Consider the following 18,614-nt stretch of genomic DNA (forward strand, 5'->3'; position numbering starts at 1 on the left):
GCCCGAATTCTTCCGGGTGCGGCACACTGGAGCCGTGAACGATCGGCGAGAGATGTTGCTGGACACGGCCGCCCTGTACTACCGCGCGTTCTACGGACTGCCCGACACCCTGAAGTCCCCCGACGGCGTGCCCATCAACGCGGTGCGCGGTCTGCTCGACATGATCGCGCGACTCGTGACTGATTTCCGCCCCACCGAGGTGATCGCCTGCTGGGACAACGACTGGCGTCCGCAGTGGCGGGTGGACCTGCTGCCGACGTACAAGGCGCACCGGGTGGCCGAGGTGGTCGAGGGCGGTTCCGACCTCGAGGAGGAGCCCGATGCCCTCTCGCCGCAGGTGCCAATCATCGTCGACGCGCTCACCGCGCTCGGCATTCCGATCGTCGGGCTCGCGGACTACGAGGCCGACGACATCATCGGTACTCTGGCCAGCACCTCCCGCCATCCTGTCGACGTGGTCACCGGCGATCGCGATCTGTTCCAGGTGGTCGACGACGACCGCAAGGTGCGCGTGATCTACACGGCGAGGGGGATGAAGAACCTGGAGATCGTGACCGACGACGTGCTTCGCGCGAAGTACGGCATCTCACCGAAGCAGTACGCCGACTTCGCCGTGCTCCGGGGCGACGCCTCGGATGGGTTGCCCGGTGTGCCCGGCATCGGAGAGAAGACCGCGGCCGCCCTCCTCGACTCGTTCGGCAGCCTCGATGGCATCCTCGCGGCCGCGGAGGCGGGCGGTCCGCGGTCGCCGATGTCGGCGGGGGTGCGGAGCAAGATTCGGGCCGCCTCCGACTACCTCACCCGGGCGCCCGCCGTGGTCGCCGTCGCCCGGGACCTCGATCTGCCGCCCGTCGAGGCGAGCGTCGGTGTCCCGGACTCCGGGCGGGCCGAGATCGAGCGTCTCGGCGAGCGCTGGGGGCTCGGTGGATCAGTGGAACGAGTGCTCACCGCGCTCGACCTTCGGGGCTAGGTCGATCCGGCGCAGCAACTGCGCATTCAGCGCGACCACGACGGTGGAGACCGACATGAGGAGCGCTCCCACCGCCATGGGCAGCACGAACCCCACGGGGGCGAGCACCCCGGCGGCGAGGGGCACCGAGATCAGGTTGTAGCCGGCCGCCCACCAGAGGTTCTGCGCCATCTTGCGGTAGCTGGCCCGGGACAGCTCGATCACCGACAGCACGGAACGCGGATCGTCGCTGGCCAGGATGACCCCGGCCGAGGCGATGGCGACGTCCGTTCCGGCCCCGATGGCGATGCCGACGTCGGCACGGGCGAGAGCGGGGGCGTCGTTCACCCCGTCGCCGACCATGGCCACCCGTCGTCCCTCCCGCTGCAACTCGGCCACCTTCGCGGCCTTGTCCTCCGGGCGCACGCCCGCGAAGATCCGGTCGATGCCGAGGGCACCGCCAACCGCATCGGCAACCGGCTGGGCGTCCCCGGTGATCATCACGACGGAGATGCCGAGGTCGTGCAGGGCGGCCACGGCGTCCCGGGACTCGGGCCGGATCTCGTCGGCGAGGCCGAAGGCGCCGGCCACCCGCCCATCGACGAGCACGTGCAGGACGGTCGCACCCGACTCTCCCCAGGCCGTCGTCTCGGGAAGAGGTTCCACCGCATGCTCTGCCAGCAGGCCGGGTCCCCCCACGCTCACCGCGCGCCCGTCGACCGTCCCGGTCACCCCCAGCGCGGGGAACGCCCGGAAGTCGGTGGCGCGGGGCACCGCCAGCGAGCGCGTCCGCGCCGCCGCGACGATGGCTCTCGCGAGCGGATGCTCGCTGTCGGTCTCCACGGCCGCCGCCCAGCGGAGCAGCTCGTCCTCACTGACGTTCCGGGTCGCGATGAACGACACCGCCGGCTCGCCCCGGGTCAGCGTCCCCGTCTTGTCGAAGAGCACCGCATCGACCGTGCGCATGCTCTCCAGGGCGAGGCGGTCCTTCACCAGCACACCGGCTTTCGCGGCCCGCTCCGTGGCGATCGACACCACAAGCGGGATGGCGAGCCCCAGTGCGTGCGGGCAGGCGATCACCAGCACGGTGATGGTGCGGATGACGGCATCGTCCGGGCTGCCGGAGAGCGACCAGGCGACCGCGGTGAGCACGGCCGCGGCCAGAGCGAACCAGAACAACCAACCGGCAGCGGTGTCGGCGATGCGTTGCGCGCGCGACGACGAGTTCTGCGCGTCGGTGACCAGTCGCTGGATCCCCGCCAGTGCCGTGTCGTCGCCGACCGCGGTGACCCGCACCCGGAGCGCCGAGTCGGTGGCCACCGTGCCCGCGACGACGCGGTCGCCGACGGTCCGGCGCACGGGACGCGACTCGCCCGTGATCATCGACTCGTCCACGTCGGCCGACCCCTCGGTGACCGCACCGTCGGCGGGAACGCGCCCGCCGGGCCGCACGACCACCACGTCGCCGAGGCGCAGGTCGGCCGGGCGAACGGTCACCACGTCGTCCCCGTCCACCCGTTCCGCCTCGTCGGGAAGCAGCGCGGCCAGGGACTCGAGCGCCGACGACGTCTGCGCCAGCGAACGCATCTCGATCCAGTGTCCGAGGAGCATGATCACGATGAGGAGCGCCAACTCCCACCAGAAGTCGAGCTCGTGCGCGAGCAGGCCGAGGTTCGCGCCCCAGGATGCGACGAAGGCGACGGTGATGGCCAGGGCGATGAGCAGCATCATGCCGGGTCTGCGGGCCCGCAGTTCGCGCACCGCCCCGGAGAGGAATGGCCGCCCGCCCCACACGTACATGACGGTGCCCAGCACCGGCGACATCCACGCGACCCAGCCCGCATCGGGAAGGCGGTAGCCGAGGATCATCGCGAACATGCCGCTGAACCCGACCACGGCGAGCGAGAGCGCGAGCATGGCCCAGAAGAGGCGGCGGAACTGGGTGACGTGATCGCCGTGGCCGCCGTGGCCGTCGTGACCGTCGTGACCGTCGTGACCGTCGTGACCGTCGTGACCGTCGTGCTCCGCCTGTCCCGCGGGGGACCCGTGCTCGCCGTCACCGTGTCCCGCGTCCGGACCGGGATTCCTCCGCTTTCCGGCAACCGCGGGGTCCTGTTCCGCGTGGTCGTCCTGTCTTGGCTGGTCATTCTGTCCCGGCTGGTCATCCTGTCCCGGGTGCGCGTCATGATCCGCGTGCGCCGCACGCGCCCGGCGGTGTGCTCCATCGGTCGTCCGAATCCTCGTCATGGCGCTGAATCTATACCCCTAGGGGGTATGTGTCAACGGGCCCGCAGGGGAGTTCTCCGGTGCGCGGGCGCCGCGCTGGATCGACCGGGAACGCTACGCACCCTCCTACGGGGGCGTGTGCCGGATGCGGGTGACGGTTATCGTTCCGGTGGGGTCGCGTGATGCGAACCCTACGAACGCCGCGCCAGGCGGAACACTCTCGGGGGGAGTACTCATGGGGTTCAATGCGCGCACACGGTGGTGCGTCGGTGGAGCGTTCTTCGCAGTGCTGATCGGAACCGCGGTGGTGCCGCCCGCCTCCGCGCTGGCCGCCCCCGTGCCGTCCTCGTCTGCGTCCTCCTCGTCCTCGTCCTCGTCGGCATCGCCCGGTTCGGTGCTGTCGGTGGGGGGCACTGCTCTCGCCGGGTCGACCCGGTCGAGCGGTACATTCGTGGTCGGGGCGAACGCGCCGCAGGGAGCGAAGGTGAAGTTCAAGATCGACGGGACCTACCTGGGGCAGGACAGCACGCCGCCGTACACCTGGCCGATCAGCACGGGAACCGGGCGTCACAAGATCGACGCCCGGTGGAGCGGGGGACGGGTAAATGCCCGATTCCAGGTGACCGTCGACGAAGGAGAACCCGTACCGGCACCCGCACCTGCGCCCGCGCCCGCACCGGCGCCCGCCCAGCCGACGCCGCCGGTCGCCGCGCCCGCGCCAGCGCCCGGGGCCGCCGCCGTGGTGCGGGTCGCCACGTCGGCAGAGCTCACGGCGGCGCTCGCCGCCGCCCGCCCGGGGCAGACCATCGAACTGGCGGACGGGTCCTACGTCGGCCGTTTCGCATCCGCCGCGTCGGGGACCGCATCCGCACCGATCGTGCTCTCCGGTAGTCGCCGGGCGATCCTCAGCACCGGCACCGTCACCTCCGGTTACGGGCTCCACCTCACCGGCAGCCACTGGCGGGTGAGCGGACTCTCCGTCACGCGATCGGGGAAGGGCATCGTGCTCGACGGATCCCGGCATACCACGATCAGCGGCGTCGACGTGGGCTTCATCGGCGCCGAGGCCGTGCACTTCCGCACCACCAGCAGCGACGGCGTGATCGAGGACTCGATCATCCATGACACCGGGCTCGACAAGCCCGCCTACGGCGAGGGCGTCTACATCGGCACCGCCAAGAGCAACTGGAAGTCGATCATGGGGTCGTCGTCGGTGCCGGACCGATCCGACCGCGTCGTCGTGCGCGGCAACCGCATCTTCAACACCACCGCGGAGGGCGTGGATGTGAAGGAGGGCACGACCGGCGGCAGCATCGTCGGCAACGTCTTCACGAACTCGGGGCACTCGGGGGAGAACTACGCGGACTCCTGGGTCGACATCAAGGGCAACGGCTACCGGGTCACGGGCAATTCCGGCTCCGGCACGAAGCTCGACGCCTTCCAGGTGCACACCGTGCTGTCCGGTTGGGGCGCGGACACCGTGTTCGCGGACAACACGGTGCTGGGCGGAGTACCGGGGTATGAGGTCTGGGTGCAGTCCGGCCCGCTCCGCACCCTCATCGACTGCGGACCCACCGGGGCCGCTCGGGGCAAGTCCAACATCCCCTGCACCGCCTGAACACGGAATAGGGCCCGCCCGGACGCATCCGGGCGGGCCCTATTCCCGTGTTCGCACGGAGCCCCAAGCAGACGGAGGTCAGCGGGCCGGTGGGCCCTCCAGCATCGCCGGCACGAGCGGAACGGGCTGGCCGACCCAGTCGTTGCCGCTCCACCAGCGCACGGAGAACGGATCCTCGACCGTCTCGTACCAGCCGGGAGCGAGCGCAGAGCCCTGCTCGGCACCCGGGCATCCCGCGTCGGCCCGCCGGGAGCGGAGGGTTCGGAGGGCGAGCGGGCTCGCCAGCAGTGCCGTCAGGTTGTCCGACCACACGCGGGATGCGGAGCGGTCGGGGTGGCATCCCGGAAACGCCTCGTCGGCGAGGAGCGACGCCGGTGCCGTCGCCGACCGCTTGGTTCTGGAGAATGCCATGTAATCGCCCCCGAATCGCCGGACACCGGGAAGAGGTGCCAGGACCCTCACGCTAGACCGGATCCCGTGCCCGAGGCAGTGTGCCCTCGGCACCAGTTCGGGTGCCACAGCCCGCGACCGGGCGCCCGTCACCGGTGTGCGGCACTGGGTGCGGAGCCCCGCGTGCGCCCCGTTCGGGGAGGTGGACCCGTTCTTCCTTACCTGCGGGAATCGCCGGTCGATAGTGCACGCTGACGGCCACAGGTGCCGCAGGGAACCGGGGATGGACAGGATGATCGTTGTCACACGACTAAACGACAGTCGTTTCGCGATCAACCCCGACCTGATCGAGCGCATCCACTCCAATCCCGACACGACGCTCGTGATGGTGGACGGGGCCAAGTACATCGTCACCGAGACCATGGACGAGGTGATCGACGCGATCGCGTCCTACCGCGCCCGCGTCATCGGCCTCGCCTACGGGACACCGGTGGAGACGCGCGCGCCCAGCCACCTGGGTCTCGTGCCGACGGAACCGCACGCCGGCGAGCAGCACCCGGCCGTACCCCTGCGACCAAGGAAGAAGTAATGGATCCCGCAACCCTCATCGGCCTCGTGGTCGCATTCGGTGCCCTGTACGGGATGATGACGATCGAGGGTGTGCACCTGGAAGCCGTGCTGCTTCCCGCGCCCCTCATCCTCGTCTTCGGCGCCACCATCGCGGTGGGTATCGCCGGGGGAACCCTGAAAGACGCGTTCGGCTCCTTCAAGTCCATCCCGCGCGCCTTCCGGGGCAAGACCACGCCCCCGCAGGCGGTCATCGACAACGTCGTGGCGCTCGCCGAGAAGGCGCGGAGCGACGGACTGCTGTCCCTCGAGCAGGAAGCGGAGAGCGCCGACGACCCGTTCCTCAAGGGCGCGCTGCAGAACATCGCCGACGGCACCGACGGCGAGGAGTTGCGGATGCTGCTCGAGGACGAGATCACCTCCAAGGCCGCCGCCGACCGTACGGCGTCGAAGTTCTTCACCAGCCTCGGCGGGTACGCGCCCACCGTAGGCATCATCGGCACCGTCGTGTCGCTCATCCACGTGCTGGAGAACCTCTCCTCACCCGACAAGCTCGGCCCGCTGATCGCGGCCGCCTTCGTCGCCACCCTCTGGGGCCTGCTCTCCGCCAACTTCATCTGGCTGCCCATCGGAGCTCGCCTCAAGCGCCTCTCCGACCTCGAAGTGGCCCGCATGACGCTCATCATGGAGGGGGTCCTCGCGGTGCAGGCGGGCAGTCAGCCGCGCCTGCTCGGCGAGCGTCTGCGCGCCATGGTGCCGAACAGCGCCCCGCCGAAAGCGGCCAAAGCGGCCAAAGCGGCATGAGCGGGCGCGTCCGCGGTCGCTCCCGCGGTCAGCACGAGGAAGCGGAGGAGCATCCGGACGAGCGGTGGATGGCGTCCTACATGGACATGATCACCGTGCTCATGTGCCTGTTCCTCGTACTCTTCGCCATGTCCACCGTCGACCAGGAGAAGTACGTCAAGCTCCGGGACTCCCTCGCCACCGGATTCGGTGCCGTGGAGATGGGTGCCGTCGACACCGCCGAGGGCATCGTCGTTCCCGCCGAGCTGCTGGACGAGGAGAATCTCGGTCTCACCGACGCCGAGCTCGCCGCGATCGAGGTGCATGACCTGCAGGCCATCCAGTCCGCGATCGCCGAGAGCCTCGCGGCCAAGGGACTGTCCGAGTCCGTGGCGTTCGAGATCACCGAACGCGGACTCACCGTGCGTCTCGTCGGCTCCGAGACCTTCTTCGACTCGAACAGTGCGGTGCTGAGCGCGCAGGCCAGGCAGGTGCTCGACTCGGTGTCGCCCGCCGTGTCCGGCTCGCCCCGCGACGTGTCGGTGGAGGGTCATGCCGACATGCGCAGCACCGCAGCGCCGTACCCGACGAACTGGGAGCTGTCCGCGGCGCGCGCCACGGGCGTGCTCCGCGACATGGTCGAGCGGGGTGGTGAACCGCAGGAGCGCATCCAGGCCGTCGGGTTCGGTGCCGCGCGCCCCCTCGCGGCCGGCACCGGCGCCGCCGAGCTCGCCCTCAACCGGCGGGTGGACATCGTGGTGCTGTCCAGTCAGTCGCAGGACGTGAACGCGCTGCTTCCCGGAGTGGCCGCCGGAGAGGATGCGGGCACCCCGGAGGCGCCGCCCAAGGAGGAGAAGAAGAAGAAACCCGTGGAGGCTGCGAAGGACGATTCGCACGGCTCGGGCCACTGAAGCCCGGCTCGGGCGCCGTGCGGGGGCGGGTCGACCCGTAGGTCCTGAGACTCGCGGGAGCGTCACGACCCGGAGGGGCCCAGGACCCGCGGGGGCTGCGGGCGCCCCCGGCGTCGCGCCCCACATTGCTCCGGAAAACCGCTAACGCGCCCCCGGATACGGCCGATAGTCCTCGGTGTGACACTCCAGGACACCTCAGCTCCTCGCGCGTCCGCGTCGTCCCGGCCCGTCGAGGTCTATGACTTCCGGCGTCCGACCACCCTCGCCCGCGAGCACTCCCGCGTGCTCGAGCTGGCGTTCGAGACCTTCGCCCGACAATGGGGCACGCAACTCACGGCCAAGGTGCGCGCCATGTTCCAGGTCACCAGCACCCAGGTGTCGATGCACACCTACGACGAGTACGCGGCATCGCTCCCGCCGACCACGGCCATGGTGCTGTGCACGCTCGACGGCCCGTCGGCGAAGGCCGTCATCCAGTTCCCCACATCGGCCGCCCTCTCCTGGGTCGGGCACATGCTCGGCGGCAGCGGCCTGCACGCGGCACCCGAACGCAAGTTCACCGAGATCGAGCAGGCACTCGTGCGCCGGCTCCTCGACGACGCGCTCGAGGATCTCCGGTACTCGCTCGGCTCCCTGCTCACGGTGCCGATCAGCGTGGGCGCCATCCACTACAACTCGCAGTTCGCCCAGGCCGCGTCGAAGTCCGCGCTGATGATCGTCGCCTCCTTCGACATCCGGGTCGGCGACCGCACCGCCCCGGCCACCGTCGCGATCCCCGCGGAGGCGCTGCTGCCGCAGCTCGGCGAGTCGAACCCGATGACCACGACGGCGAACGCGCGAGAACTCGTCGACGCGCAGCTCGCCTGGGTGCCCGTCGACGTGGCCCTGCAGCTCACGCCCGCCACGGTGACTCCCGGACTGATCCTCGGCCTCGCGGTCGGCGACATCCTGCCCCTTCCGCATCCGCACCACCGTCCGCTCGACGTGGCCGTCGACGGCCAGCGTCTCGCCTCCGCCGCTGTGGGAGCCAACGGCTCGCGTCTGGCCGGCATTGTCGTCAACACCGAGGAGAACAACTCATGAGCACCGCCATCGCCCTGCACGCCACCGTGGCCGACGCCCTCGCGGCTCAGCTGCCCACGCCGACCCCACTAAGGGCGACCCCGTCCACCTCGACCACCGTTCCGGGCGACCTCGCAGCCTCGGCCGTCGTCGCGTCATTCGTGGGCGGCGTGTCCGCCGATCTCGCGCTCGTGCTGATCGACCTCGACGCCGTGATGGCCGCGGCCGGCACCGACTCGCCGCTCGTCTCCGTCACCGACGTGCTCCGCCCCGCCTTCGAGTCCGGGGCCGACGCGCTCGGCACCGGTGTGCTGGGGGACTCCCGCATCGAGAACGCCGCGGCGCTGTTCGCGGACACCGAGTCGGTGGTCTTCGAGTTGACCGCCGCGGGCGTTCCCGCCGGATGGTGCGCGATCCGCCTGCGCGAGAACGGAACCGTGCGGAGCGCGCCGAGCATCGACGCGCGGTCGACGTCGAACAAGCTCGGCCGCATCAACAACGTGGAGATGGCGCTCACCGTGGAGATCGGTCGCACCCGCATGTCGGTGCGCGACGTGCTGGGTCTCGAGCCGGGCGCCGTGATCGAACTCGACCGCTCGGCCGGTGCCCCGGCCGACGTGCTGCTGAACGGGCGACTGATCGCCCACGGCGAGGTCGTCGTGGTCGACCAGGACTACGCCGTGCGGATCACCCGAATCCTCGACATCGCCGAGGGCGTGGGCTGAGCGTGGAGACGGTGTTCATCGCGTTGCGCGTCGCCCTGTCGCTCGGTGTCGTGCTCGCGCTCCTCTGGGTGCTGCAGCGACGACTGGGCTCGACCGGTCGCGCCAAGCGCGCCGCCGGAATGGTGACCGTGGTCACCCGCCAGGGCATCTCGCCCAAGGCATCCGTGGTGGTGCTGGACGTGGACGGCACCCGCTTCCTCCTCGGCGTGACCGACTCCTCGGTCACCGTGCTGCACTCGACGGATGCGCCGCCGGTCGAGCAGTCCGCGGATGAACCCGGACTCTCCCTCGTTCCCGTTCCCGTTCCCGCCCCCGCCCCCGCGCACGCCGCACCGGCCACGTCCGCGGGAGCCTTCGCCGCCTCGCTCAGCGCCGCCTCGCTCAACGCCACTGCACTCGACACCGTCTCACCCGGTGCCGCGACGGGAGAGGTCGCCTCCGACGACGATGCCGCATACCGTCGCCCGCGTGCCCGGGACCGCAAGCCGGCCGGTGCGCTCGAGGGGTCCGTGCTGTCGCCGGCGACCTGGCGCCAGGCCGGTGCGGCGCTCCGCCAGAGGCGCGCAGGGTGACCACGGCCGACTCCCCGCCCCGCTCCTCGCGTGCCACGCGCTACCCGCGCGGAACCGCCGTCGCCCGCTTCCTCCTCCTCTTCCTCTCGGCTCTCGCCCTCGCCCTCGCGCTCGCCTGGGCGACGGGTGCGGACGCCCACGCCGCACCGATCGAGCCCACCGAACCGACGGCGCCGACGGCCCCGGCCGAGCCGGGAACCGACGGGGGATTCTCCGTCGAGATCAACGGACCCGACGGAGCCCCGTCCTCCGCCATCGTCACCCTGGTCGGCATCACCCTGCTGTCGGTCGCACCCGCGCTGCTGCTCATGATGACGTCGTTCACGAAGATCTTCGTCGTGCTGGCGATGACGCGGAACGCGCTCGCGCTGCCATCCATCCCGCCGAACCAGGTGCTCGCGGGACTCGCGCTCTTCCTGTCGCTGTTCATCATGGCTCCGGTGCTCACCGAGATCAACACGATCGGCGTCGAGCCCTACCTCGGCGGGGAGTTCACCTTCGCGCAGGCCATCGAGGCGGGCACCGGTCCGCTGCGCGAGTTCATGCTCGCCCACACCCGCGAGGAGGACCTCGCGCTCATGACCCGGGCGGCCGACCAGGCGAATCCCGAGACTCCGGCCGAGGTGCCGCTGCTCACCCTCATCCCCGCGTTCATGATCTCCGAGCTGCGAGCCGCGTTCATCATCGGCTTCGTCATCTTCGTGCCCTTCCTCGTGATCGACCTCGTCGTCTCCGCCGCGCTCATGTCGATGGGCATGATGATGCTGCCGCCCGTGATGATCTCGCTGCCCTTCAAGATCCTGCTGTTCGTGCTCGTCGACGGCTGGGGACTCCTCATCACGTCTCTGATCGAGAGCTACACGGTGACCTCATGAACGCGAACGGCGTACTCGACATCGGTCTGCAGGGCCTCCTCGTGGCGGGCAAGATCTCGGCACCCATCCTGGTCACGGCGCTCGTCGTGGGCTTCGCCATCTCCCTGCTGCAGTCCATCACCCAGATCCAGGAGGTCACGCTCTCCTTCGTGCCCAAGGCCATCGCCGTGTCGATGGCCCTCCTCATCTGCGGTCACTGGATGATCTCCGAGATGGTCGCGTTCACCCACGCGATGTTCGACCGCATCCCCTCCCTGCTCGGCGGGGGATGATGTGGAATTCCCGTTCGCTCTGGACTGGCTGGAGGCCGTGATGCTGGCCGGCGTGCGCATGGTCGCATTCCTCGTCGTCGCACCGCCCTTCTCCTACAACGCCATTCCGGTGCGGGTGAAGGCGATGCTCGGCCTCGGCCTCGCCCTCGCCGTATCGCCGCGGGTGACCCCCGGCTACGTCTCCCTCGACACGGCCGGGTTCTTCACCGCGATCGTGCTCGAGGTGGCCGTGGGTGCCGCGCTCGGCTTCCTCGTGCTCATCGTCTTCTCGGCGGTGCAGGCGGCCGGGGGACTCATCGACATGTTCGGCGGCTTCCAGATGGCTCAGGCGTTCGACCCGCAGTCCATGATCAACGGCGCGCAGTTCACCCGGCTCTTCCAGATGACCGCCCTCGCGCTGCTCTTCGCCTCGGGCGGCTACCAGCTCATCCTCGGCGGCCTCACCCGCACCTTCACCGCCTTCCCCCTCGCGGGCGCGTTCGACCTGGCGGCGCCGGTGCAGCTGATGACCACCGCCGTCACCCAGATGTTCCTCGCGTCGGTGCAGATCGCCGGCCCGCTGATCGTGGTGCTGTTCCTCGCTGATGTGGGACTCGGACTGCTCACCCGGGTGGCACCCGCCCTGAACGCGTTCGCGCTCGGCTTCCCGCTGAAGATCCTGCTGACCATGCTGCTCGCCAGCATGGTGGTCATCGCCCTTCCCGCGATCGTCACCGCCCTCGCGGAATCGTCCGTGAACGTTCTGAGAGGGGGCGAGTGATGTCCGACTCCGGCGAACGCACCGAACAGGCCACCGACAAGCGCATGCGGGAGGTGCGCTCCAAGGGCCAGCTCTCCAAGTCGCAGGACCTCACCGCGTGGGTGGGCGTCGGCGCTGCCGCGCTCATGGTGCCGTCGACGATCGGGCTCGCCGCGAACGCGAGCGTCGACCAGCTCTTCACCGTGCGCGGAATGGTGGCGAACCCCGATCCCGGCGTCGCGATGGAGTCGCTCGCATCCGGGCTCGCCTCCATGGCGGCGACCGCGGTCCCGATGCTCGCGGTGGTCGCCGTTGCGGTGCTGATCGCCGCCGTCGTGCAGGGCGGGGTGCACGTCAAGCGGTTCACCGGCAACTACGAACAGTTCGACGTGGTCAAGGGCATGAAGCGGGTGTTCGGCACCCAGGCGCTGTGGCAGGGCGCGAAGTCGCTCCTGAAGACCGCCGTCGTGGGCCTCGTGCTCTACTCCGCCGTGCAGGGACTGATGCCCGTGCTGATGACCGCCGGCGGACTGTCGGTGTCCACCCTCCTCGAGGCGGGCGGTGCGGGCGCCGCGTCCCTGCTGCGCTCGGCCGTGATCGTCGGACTGATCATCGCGGCGCTCGACGTGTTCGTCGTGATCCGGCGCAACCGCAAGCGCACCCGCATGACGAAGAAGGAGGTCAAGGACGAGCACAAGGGCTCCGACGGCGACCCGCTCGTCAAGGGCCAGCGGCGCTCCCGACAGCTCGCCATGAGCCGCAACCGCATGATCGCCGCGGTCGCCGACTCGGACGTGGTGCTCGTGAACCCCACCCACTTCGCGGTGGCGCTGAAGTACGAGCCCGGCAAGTCGGCCCCGCGCGTGGTGGCCAAGGGCGCGGGCGTCATCGCCGCCCGCATCCGCGAACAGGCCGAGACCGACCGGGTGCCCATCGTGCGGGACATCCCGCTCACCCGCGCTCTGCACTCGGCGTGCGACCTGGGCGGGGAGATCCCGGTGGAGCTCTACAACCCGGTCGCCCGTGTGCTCTCGTTCGTGATGGCGCTCCGGGCCCGCGGGGCCGCCGCCGGCGTGCACACCATGGGGTCGCCGAGCGTGATCCCCGAACCCCCCGCCTTGTCCGGCTCATCCGCCACGCACGGGCACCGCAACTCCGAACCCGCCACGACCGCCGGAGGCCGTTGACCGTGAACCGCAACCTGTCCAAGCTCGCCGTACCGATCGGCGTGGTCGGCATCATCCTGCTGCTCGTCGTGCCCGTGCCGTCGTGGATGCTCGACCTGCTGATCATTCTCAACATCGTGCTCGCCCTCGTCGTGCTGCTGACCACGATGTTCGTGCGCAAGCCGCTCGACTTCTCGGTGTTCCCGTCGCTGCTGCTCGTCGCCACCCTCTTCCGGCTCGGCCTCAACGTGGCATCGACGCGCCTCGTGCTCGGGGACGGCTACGCCGGTCAGGTGATCGAGGCCTTCGGTCATGTGACCGTGGGCGGGTCGATCATCATCGGTGCCGTGATCTTCCTGATCCTCGTGGTCATCCAGTTCGTGGTGGTCACGAAGGGAGCCGAACGGGTCGCCGAGGTGGGAGCCCGCTTCACGCTCGACGCCATGCCCGGGAAGCAGATGGCGATCGACGCCGACCTCAACGCCGGCCTGATCACCGACGACCAGGCGCGCGAGCGACGCGCCGAGGTGTCGGCCGAGGCCGACTTCTACGGCGCCATGGACGGTGCGTCGAAGTTCGTGAAGGGCGACGCGATCGCCGGCATCATCATCATCATCGTGAACCTGGTCGGCGGCGTGGCGACCGGCATGATCTCCCGCGGCATGGAGGTCGGTGATGCGCTCAACACCTACGCGCTGCTGACGATCGGTGACGGCCTCACGACGCAGATCCCCGCGCTGCTCATGGCCGTGTCCACCGGCATGATCGTCACCCGCTCCAACGCCGAGTCCGACATGGGCACGACCGCGTCGGGACAGCTGGGACAGTCGCGCAGCGCGCTGCTCATCGCCGGAGCGGCCGCGATCGCCATGGCCCTCATCCCCGGGATGCCCGTGCTGCCGTTCCTCGTCGTCGGTGTGCTGCTCATCGTCACCGCGCAGCGCATCAAGGCCACGAAGGCCGCCGAGGAGGCCGCGCTCGCGGTGGAGGCCAGCCAGCAGAACGCGCTGCCGACCACCGACACCACGGAGGACCTCATCGAGCAGATGCGCGTGCACGCGCTGGAGATCCTGCTGGCACCCGACCTCGTGAACCTCGTCTCGGGCGCGTCGGACGACCTGCTCGGCCGGGTACGAGCCCTGCGGCGCAAGATCGCGATGGACCTCGGGATGGTGGTCCCGCCGGTGCGCACCCGCGACAGCATCGACCTGCCTCCCGCCACCTACGTCATCCGCATCGCGGGCGTGGAGGTGGGACGCGGTCAGGCACCGGTGGGCAAGGTGCTGGCGCTCGGTGACGCGTTGGGTGGTCTCCCCGGAACGGCCACGGTCGAGCCCGTGTTCGGGCTCGCGGGCAAGTGGGTTCCCGCCGAGATGCGCCACAGCGCCGAGATGACCGGCGCGACCGTGATCGACCGGGTGTCGGTGCTGGTGACGCACCTCTCGTCGATCATCACCAGCAACGCCGCGCGCCTGCTCAGCCGGGAGGACGTGCGGGTGCTCGTGGAGGGTGTGAAGCAGGTCAACCCGTCGGCGGTCGACGAGCTCGTCCCCGCCATGCTGAGCCTCGCCGAACTGCAGCGCGTGCTGCAGGGACTGCTCTCCGAGCAGATCCCGATCAACGACCTCGGCCGCATCTGCGAGGCGCTCGTGCTGCGCGCGAAGGTCTCGCCCGACCCCGAGGGTCTGATCGAGACCGCCCGGCAGGCGCTCGGTCCCGCGCTGACCGCGCAGTACCTCGACGGTTCCCTGCTGCGAGTGATCATGATCGACCCCGCTCTCGAGCAGTCGATGCTCGAAGGTCTGCGTCCGTCGGAGTACGGCACCCAGATCCTGCTCGACCCGGCGCGCACCGAGGCCATCCTCGCGTCGCTCCGCGACACCGTCGCTGCCATCGCGGCGAACGGACTGAGCGCGGTGCTCGTGTGCGCTCCGGCGCTCCGCCCCGCGATCCGCCGGATGGTCTCGGCCTCATCGGGCGGGCTGCCGGTGCTCTCCTACCAGGAGGCGACCGCGGCGAACGTGGAAATCGAGACAGTGGGGGTTGTGCGTGCCGTCAACACGATTTCAGCTTAGCGGCCCGTCGATCGAGGAACTGTCGGCTCAGCTCCTCGCCGAACACGGCTCGGCAGCACGCATCATCACCGCGGAGCGCGTGACGGTGGGCGGCTTCGCCGGGTTCTTCGCCCGCCGTCACTACGAGCTCACGGTCGAAGTGACCGAGGGTGCGGCTCGCGGCGGCCCCACCGGGCCGGGTGCTCGAGCACTCAGCGGACTCGCCGCGTTGCTCGACGACGCCGACAGTGCCGAAGCCTCCCTGCACGGCGCAGGAACCCCGGTCTCCACCGGAACGCACGCCTTCGCGGCGTTGCTCGACGACCTCACGGTCAACGGCATCGGTCATGCGCGACGTCCCGCACCGGTGGGGCAGGAGGCCGCCGCCGCTCACGTGTTCGGTCCCGCTCGCGCCCCCGTCCCGCCGACTCCCGTGCCGCCGCCCGCATCCACGGTCCCCACGGCCGCGACACCGATCGTTCCCGTGCCGCCAATTCCCGTGCCGGCCAGCACCGTGCTGCCAACCGGCGCCGTGCCGACCGTCGCCGTGCCGATGCTTCCCGTGCCGACCGTCGCCGTGCCGATGCAATCCTCACCGCTTCCCGCGACGCCGACGGCCACCGCGCGGGTGCCGAGCCTCCGCAGCCAGCCCGGGGACCTCGTGCTGGTCGTGGGTCTCCGTGCCGACGCGGTACGGGTGGCGTCCGCGATGGCGTCCTCGGTGATCGCGGCGACGGTCCGGGTGGCCGGTGATGCCGGCGCCGACGGCGCCGTCCGTGCCGAGGACCGGCGCGGTGCACTGGCGGCGCGCGCCGCCGGCGTGGAGCGGGGCTCCGCTGCGTTCGTCGCGTGCGGCTGGGACGCGCGCACCGCCGAGATCATCACCGCACTGTCGCCCGACCAGGTGTGGGTAGCGGTGGATGCCGGCCGGAAGTCCGACGACACCGCGCACTGGGTCGGCACCGTCGTGGACACCGTTCCCGTCGCCGGGGTTGCGGTCGAGGGCGCCAGCACCACGGCCAGCCCGGAAACGGTGCGCGAGCTGGGGCTGCCCATCGGCTGGGTCGACGGCAGGCCGATCCCGTGACCCGGGCCGAGCCATCGGGCCCCACACCGGACCGTGCGATAGGCTGACGCGGTGCTGGTGCTGACACGCAAGGCGGGGGAGCGATTGCTCATCGGGGATGACATCGTCATCACCATTCTTGACTCGCGCGGTGACGGCGTGCGCGTGGGCATCGATGCTCCGCGCGGCGTCAAGATCCAGCGCGAGGAGGTCGTTCGCGCTGTGACCGAGGCGAACGTGGCCGCCACGCAGGCCGACGAGCAGGCCGAGGCGCGCATCCGCGCCGCCCTGGGTCAGCCGCCCGCCCCCGCGTCCTGACCCACGGTCCCTGAGCCCGTCGAAGGGACGCCAGCGGACGGTCCGCGAACCCCACGGTCCCTGAGCCGCACGGTCCCTGAGCCCGTCGAAGGGGCGGATCTCACGGTCCCCACCCCACGGTCCCTGAGCCTGTCGAAGGGACGGATCTCACGGTCCCCACCCCACGGTCCCTGAGCCTGTCGAAGGGACGCCGACTGGGTACGCCTAGTGGCCGCGCAAGCGTTCGATGTCCCGCCGCTCGCGCTTCGTCGGGCGACCGGCGCCACGATCCCGCACCGCGGCCATCGCCACGTGCTCGCGGGGCGGTGGCGGGGGCGTGTGGTCGATCAGGCACTCGGCGGCCACCGACGCGCCGACCCGCTTGACCACGAGCCGGGTGACCTCCACCTGGCGGTCCACCTCGCCGATGCGCACGCGCACCCGGTCACCGACCTTCACCGACTGCGACGGCTTCGCTCGTTCGTCATTGATTCGCACGTGACCGGCCTTGCACGCGGCCGTCGCCATCGACCGGGTCTTCGCGAGCCGCACGGCCCAGATCCAGCTGTCCACCCGCGCGGTGGTGACCTGCTCCATGCTTCGAGCCTAGACGTGCGCGGCCAGGCCTCCTTGGTCGGGGCTCACCGGGAGGAGTGCTGCCGCGGTTGACGGAGTCGGTCGGTCGCCACCGACCGCACCGCGTCGGTGAGCCGGTCGAGCAGCGGGGACGCCAGGTCCCAGCGCTGCCACCACAACTCCACATCGGAGGTGCGGCGCGGGGCGAGTTCGACGAGCCGACCGGCGGCCAGGTGCTCGCGGCACTGCTCCTCGGGGAGGAGGCCCCAGCCGAAGCCCAGCAGGATGGCGCGCGCGAAGTCGTGCGACGTGGGAATCGCGTGGCGCGGCGGCCGGGACTCGCGCCCCAGCACGTCGCGGAGGAAGGCCTGCTGCAGGTCGTCGTCCCGGTCGAAGTCCACGAGCGGCACCCGGTCGAGCGCAGCGAGCCGGTCGTCGACCGCGATCCCGCCGAAGTATCGCTCGAGGAACGCGGGCGCGGCGACCGGGATGTACCGCATCACGCCCAGCAGCACGACGGAACAGCCCTGCACGGGGCGTCGCGTGCTGGTCACCGCGGCCATCACGACGCCCGAGCGGAGCAGGGTCGCCGTGCGCTCCTGGTCCTCCCGATGCACCTCGAATACCACGTCGGTGTCGCGGCGCGCACGGTGGAGCGCGTCGAGGAACCAGGTGCCGAGCGAATCCGCGTTGACGGCCAGCGGGATCGACGGGGTGGGCACCGGGTCGCCGGACGCCCCGGCATCCGTTCCGTCGCGCGCGCCGGTCCGGAGACCGAGAGCGCGGGACGTCTCGGTGTCGAGCAGCCGCATCTGCCGCGCATGCCGCAGCACCACCTCGCCGTCGCCGGTCGGGCGGACCGGGCTGGATCGCTGCAGAAGCACCCGGCCCGCGATCTGCTCCATCGCTTTGACGCGTTGCGAGACCGCGGATGGGGTGACACCCAGAACGACGGCGGCCGCATCGAACGTGCCGACATCGATGGCGACCAAAAGCGTCTCCAGGTGGTCGCGCGAGAAGATCGCCATAAGCACAGCTTATGTCGCGCAAGGAACGTGAACTGTACTGTTGGTGCCGCGTCGCCTACCGTCGAACCGTGCCCCTCTCGTCGACGCTCCTCCCCGCCCTCTTCGGACTCGGTACCGGGCTCGCCCTCATCGTGGCGATCGGGTCGCAGAACGCCTATCTGCTGCGACTGGCGGTGAGCGCCCGCATCCGCATCGTCGCGCTCGCCGTGCTGATCTGCGCGGTGTCCGACGCCCTGCTGATCCTCGCCGGTGTGCTGGGCGTCGGCGCGGTGATCGAGCGGGTACCCGGAGCTCTCCTCGTCGTGCGCTTCCTCGGCGCGGCCTTTCTGATCACGTACGGGGTGCTGGCCGCGCGCCGGGCTCTCCGTCCGTCGGCGGTCGCGCTCGATGTTCGCGCCGACCCCGCGCTCGGGGGCGGGAGTGCGGGAGGCCACGCGGGCCCGACTCTCGGGCGAGCCCTCGGCACCATGCTCGCGCTGACCTGGCTCAACCCGCACGTCTACCTCGACACGGTCGTGTTCCTCGGCTCGGTGGCGAACCAGCAGGGCGTCGACGAGCGCTGGTGGTGGGTGGGCGGCGCCGTGTGCGCGAGCGCCCTCTGGTTCTCGGCGCTCGGCTTCGGTGCGCGCCTGCTCCGGCCGATCTTCGCCCGCCCGGGGGCATGGCGCGTGTTCGACGCGCTCATCGCCGTGATCATGCTGGGCTTCGGGGCCAAGCTGCTCTTCGGCGGGTGACGAC

Annotated in this window: 20 protein-coding genes; 16 read left to right on the forward strand and 4 right to left on the reverse strand. The window is 70.6% G+C overall.

Annotation, left to right across the window (positions count from 1 at the left end):
• Positions 1-52: 52 nt before the first annotated feature.
• Positions 53-970, forward strand: coding sequence for a 5'-3' exonuclease (locus EY822_RS09365; protein WP_150308859.1), 918 nt, complete (start codon positions 53-55; stop codon positions 968-970).
• Here the strand turns inward: EY822_RS09365 and EY822_RS09370 are convergent.
• Positions 929-3,196 carry a heavy metal translocating P-type ATPase gene (locus EY822_RS09370; RefSeq protein ID WP_150308026.1) on the reverse strand — a complete coding sequence of 756 codons (2,268 nt, stop codon included), beginning with the start codon at positions 3,194-3,196 and terminating at the stop codon, positions 929-931. The two genes, EY822_RS09365 and EY822_RS09370, sit on opposite strands and share 42 nt — an antisense overlap.
• 214 nt (positions 3,197-3,410) lie before the next feature.
• Between EY822_RS09370 and EY822_RS15425 the strand changes: the two genes are divergently transcribed.
• Positions 3,411-4,793 (forward strand): right-handed parallel beta-helix repeat-containing protein, encoded by a 1,383-nt coding sequence (locus EY822_RS15425; protein WP_227497162.1) that lies wholly within the window; start codon positions 3,411-3,413, stop codon positions 4,791-4,793.
• A 78-nt stretch (positions 4,794-4,871) separates the two neighbouring features.
• On the opposite strand, the gene EY822_RS09385 is transcribed toward EY822_RS15425, so the two are convergent.
• Positions 4,872-5,204, reverse strand: coding sequence for a hypothetical protein (locus EY822_RS09385; RefSeq protein WP_150308029.1), 333 nt, complete (start codon positions 5,202-5,204; stop codon positions 4,872-4,874).
• Positions 5,205-5,475: 271 nt separating this feature from the next.
• On the opposite strand from EY822_RS09385, the gene EY822_RS09390 reads away from it, so the two are divergent.
• The 13 genes from EY822_RS09390 to csrA all read left to right on the forward strand — a co-directional run bounded on the left by EY822_RS09390 (position 5,476) and on the right by csrA (position 16,293).
• The gene (locus tag EY822_RS09390; RefSeq protein WP_150308030.1) at positions 5,476-5,772 is read left to right on the forward strand and encodes a flagellar FlbD family protein; all 297 of its coding nucleotides are present in this window, start codon (positions 5,476-5,478) and stop codon (positions 5,770-5,772) included.
• Positions 5,772-6,554, forward strand: coding sequence for a motility protein A (locus EY822_RS09395; RefSeq protein WP_150308031.1), 783 nt, complete (start codon positions 5,772-5,774; stop codon positions 6,552-6,554). Before EY822_RS09390 ends, EY822_RS09395 begins: the two co-directional genes overlap by 1 nt.
• Positions 6,551-7,444 carry an OmpA/MotB family protein gene (locus tag EY822_RS09400; protein ID WP_150308032.1) on the forward strand — a complete coding sequence of 298 codons (894 nt, stop codon included), beginning with the start codon at positions 6,551-6,553 and terminating at the stop codon, positions 7,442-7,444. Before EY822_RS09395 ends, EY822_RS09400 begins: the two co-directional genes overlap by 4 nt.
• Before the next feature lie 177 nt (positions 7,445-7,621).
• A complete protein-coding gene (locus EY822_RS09405) occupies positions 7,622-8,527 on the forward strand; it encodes a flagellar motor switch protein FliM (RefSeq protein WP_150308033.1) in 906 nt (301 codons plus the stop codon).
• Positions 8,524-9,231: a flagellar motor switch protein FliN gene (gene fliN / locus EY822_RS09410; RefSeq protein WP_150308034.1), complete on the forward strand. Its 708-nt coding sequence runs from the start codon at positions 8,524-8,526 to the stop codon at positions 9,229-9,231. Before EY822_RS09405 ends, fliN begins: the two co-directional genes overlap by 4 nt.
• Positions 9,232-9,233: 2 nt before the next feature.
• The gene (locus EY822_RS15430; RefSeq protein ID WP_227497163.1) at positions 9,234-9,803 is read left to right on the forward strand and encodes a FliO/MopB family protein; all 570 of its coding nucleotides are present in this window, start codon (positions 9,234-9,236) and stop codon (positions 9,801-9,803) included.
• Entirely contained in the window at positions 9,800-10,678 is an 879-nt protein-coding gene (fliP, locus tag EY822_RS09420) for a flagellar type III secretion system pore protein FliP (RefSeq protein WP_150308036.1), read from the forward strand. Before EY822_RS15430 ends, fliP begins: the two co-directional genes overlap by 4 nt.
• Entirely contained in the window at positions 10,675-10,950 is a 276-nt protein-coding gene (fliQ, locus tag EY822_RS09425) for a flagellar biosynthesis protein FliQ (RefSeq protein ID WP_150308037.1), read from the forward strand. The genes fliP and fliQ overlap by 4 nt, the downstream gene beginning before the upstream one ends.
• Before the next feature lies 1 nt (position 10,951).
• Positions 10,952-11,710, forward strand: coding sequence for a flagellar biosynthetic protein FliR (locus EY822_RS09430; protein WP_406610194.1), 759 nt, complete (start codon positions 10,952-10,954; stop codon positions 11,708-11,710).
• The gene (locus EY822_RS09435) at positions 11,710-12,876 is read left to right on the forward strand and encodes an EscU/YscU/HrcU family type III secretion system export apparatus switch protein (protein WP_150308038.1); all 1,167 of its coding nucleotides are present in this window, start codon (positions 11,710-11,712) and stop codon (positions 12,874-12,876) included. The genes EY822_RS09430 and EY822_RS09435 overlap by 1 nt, the downstream gene beginning before the upstream one ends.
• Positions 12,877-12,878: 2 nt before the next feature.
• Positions 12,879-14,930, forward strand: coding sequence for a flagellar biosynthesis protein FlhA (locus EY822_RS09440; RefSeq protein WP_227497164.1), 2,052 nt, complete (start codon positions 12,879-12,881; stop codon positions 14,928-14,930).
• Entirely contained in the window at positions 14,905-15,996 is a 1,092-nt protein-coding gene (locus EY822_RS09445) for a hypothetical protein (protein ID WP_150308040.1), read from the forward strand. The genes EY822_RS09440 and EY822_RS09445 overlap by 26 nt, the downstream gene beginning before the upstream one ends.
• A 51-nt stretch (positions 15,997-16,047) precedes the next feature.
• Positions 16,048-16,293, forward strand: a complete 246-nt coding sequence (gene csrA, locus EY822_RS09450) for a carbon storage regulator CsrA (protein ID WP_150308041.1) — start codon at positions 16,048-16,050, stop codon at positions 16,291-16,293.
• Positions 16,294-16,497: 204 nt separating this feature from the next.
• Here csrA and EY822_RS09455 read toward each other — a convergent pair whose 3' ends face one another.
• Positions 16,498-16,869, reverse strand: a complete 372-nt coding sequence (locus EY822_RS09455; protein ID WP_150308042.1) for an RNA-binding S4 domain-containing protein — start codon at positions 16,867-16,869, stop codon at positions 16,498-16,500.
• A gap of 44 nt (positions 16,870-16,913) precedes the next feature.
• Positions 16,914-17,876 carry a LysR family transcriptional regulator ArgP gene (locus EY822_RS09460; protein ID WP_150308043.1) on the reverse strand — a complete coding sequence of 321 codons (963 nt, stop codon included), beginning with the start codon at positions 17,874-17,876 and terminating at the stop codon, positions 16,914-16,916.
• A 68-nt stretch (positions 17,877-17,944) separates the two neighbouring features.
• Here EY822_RS09460 and EY822_RS09465 point away from each other — a divergent pair, with 68 nt between their 5' ends.
• Complete coding sequence (locus tag EY822_RS09465) at positions 17,945-18,610, forward strand: LysE/ArgO family amino acid transporter (protein ID WP_227497165.1); 666 nt, start codon at positions 17,945-17,947, stop codon at positions 18,608-18,610.
• Positions 18,611-18,614: the final 4 nt, after the last annotated feature.

The sequence above is a fragment of the Planctomonas psychrotolerans genome (assembly GCF_008642235.1).
In the GTDB taxonomy this organism is placed as follows: domain Bacteria; phylum Actinomycetota; class Actinomycetes; order Actinomycetales; family Microbacteriaceae; genus Planctomonas; species Planctomonas psychrotolerans.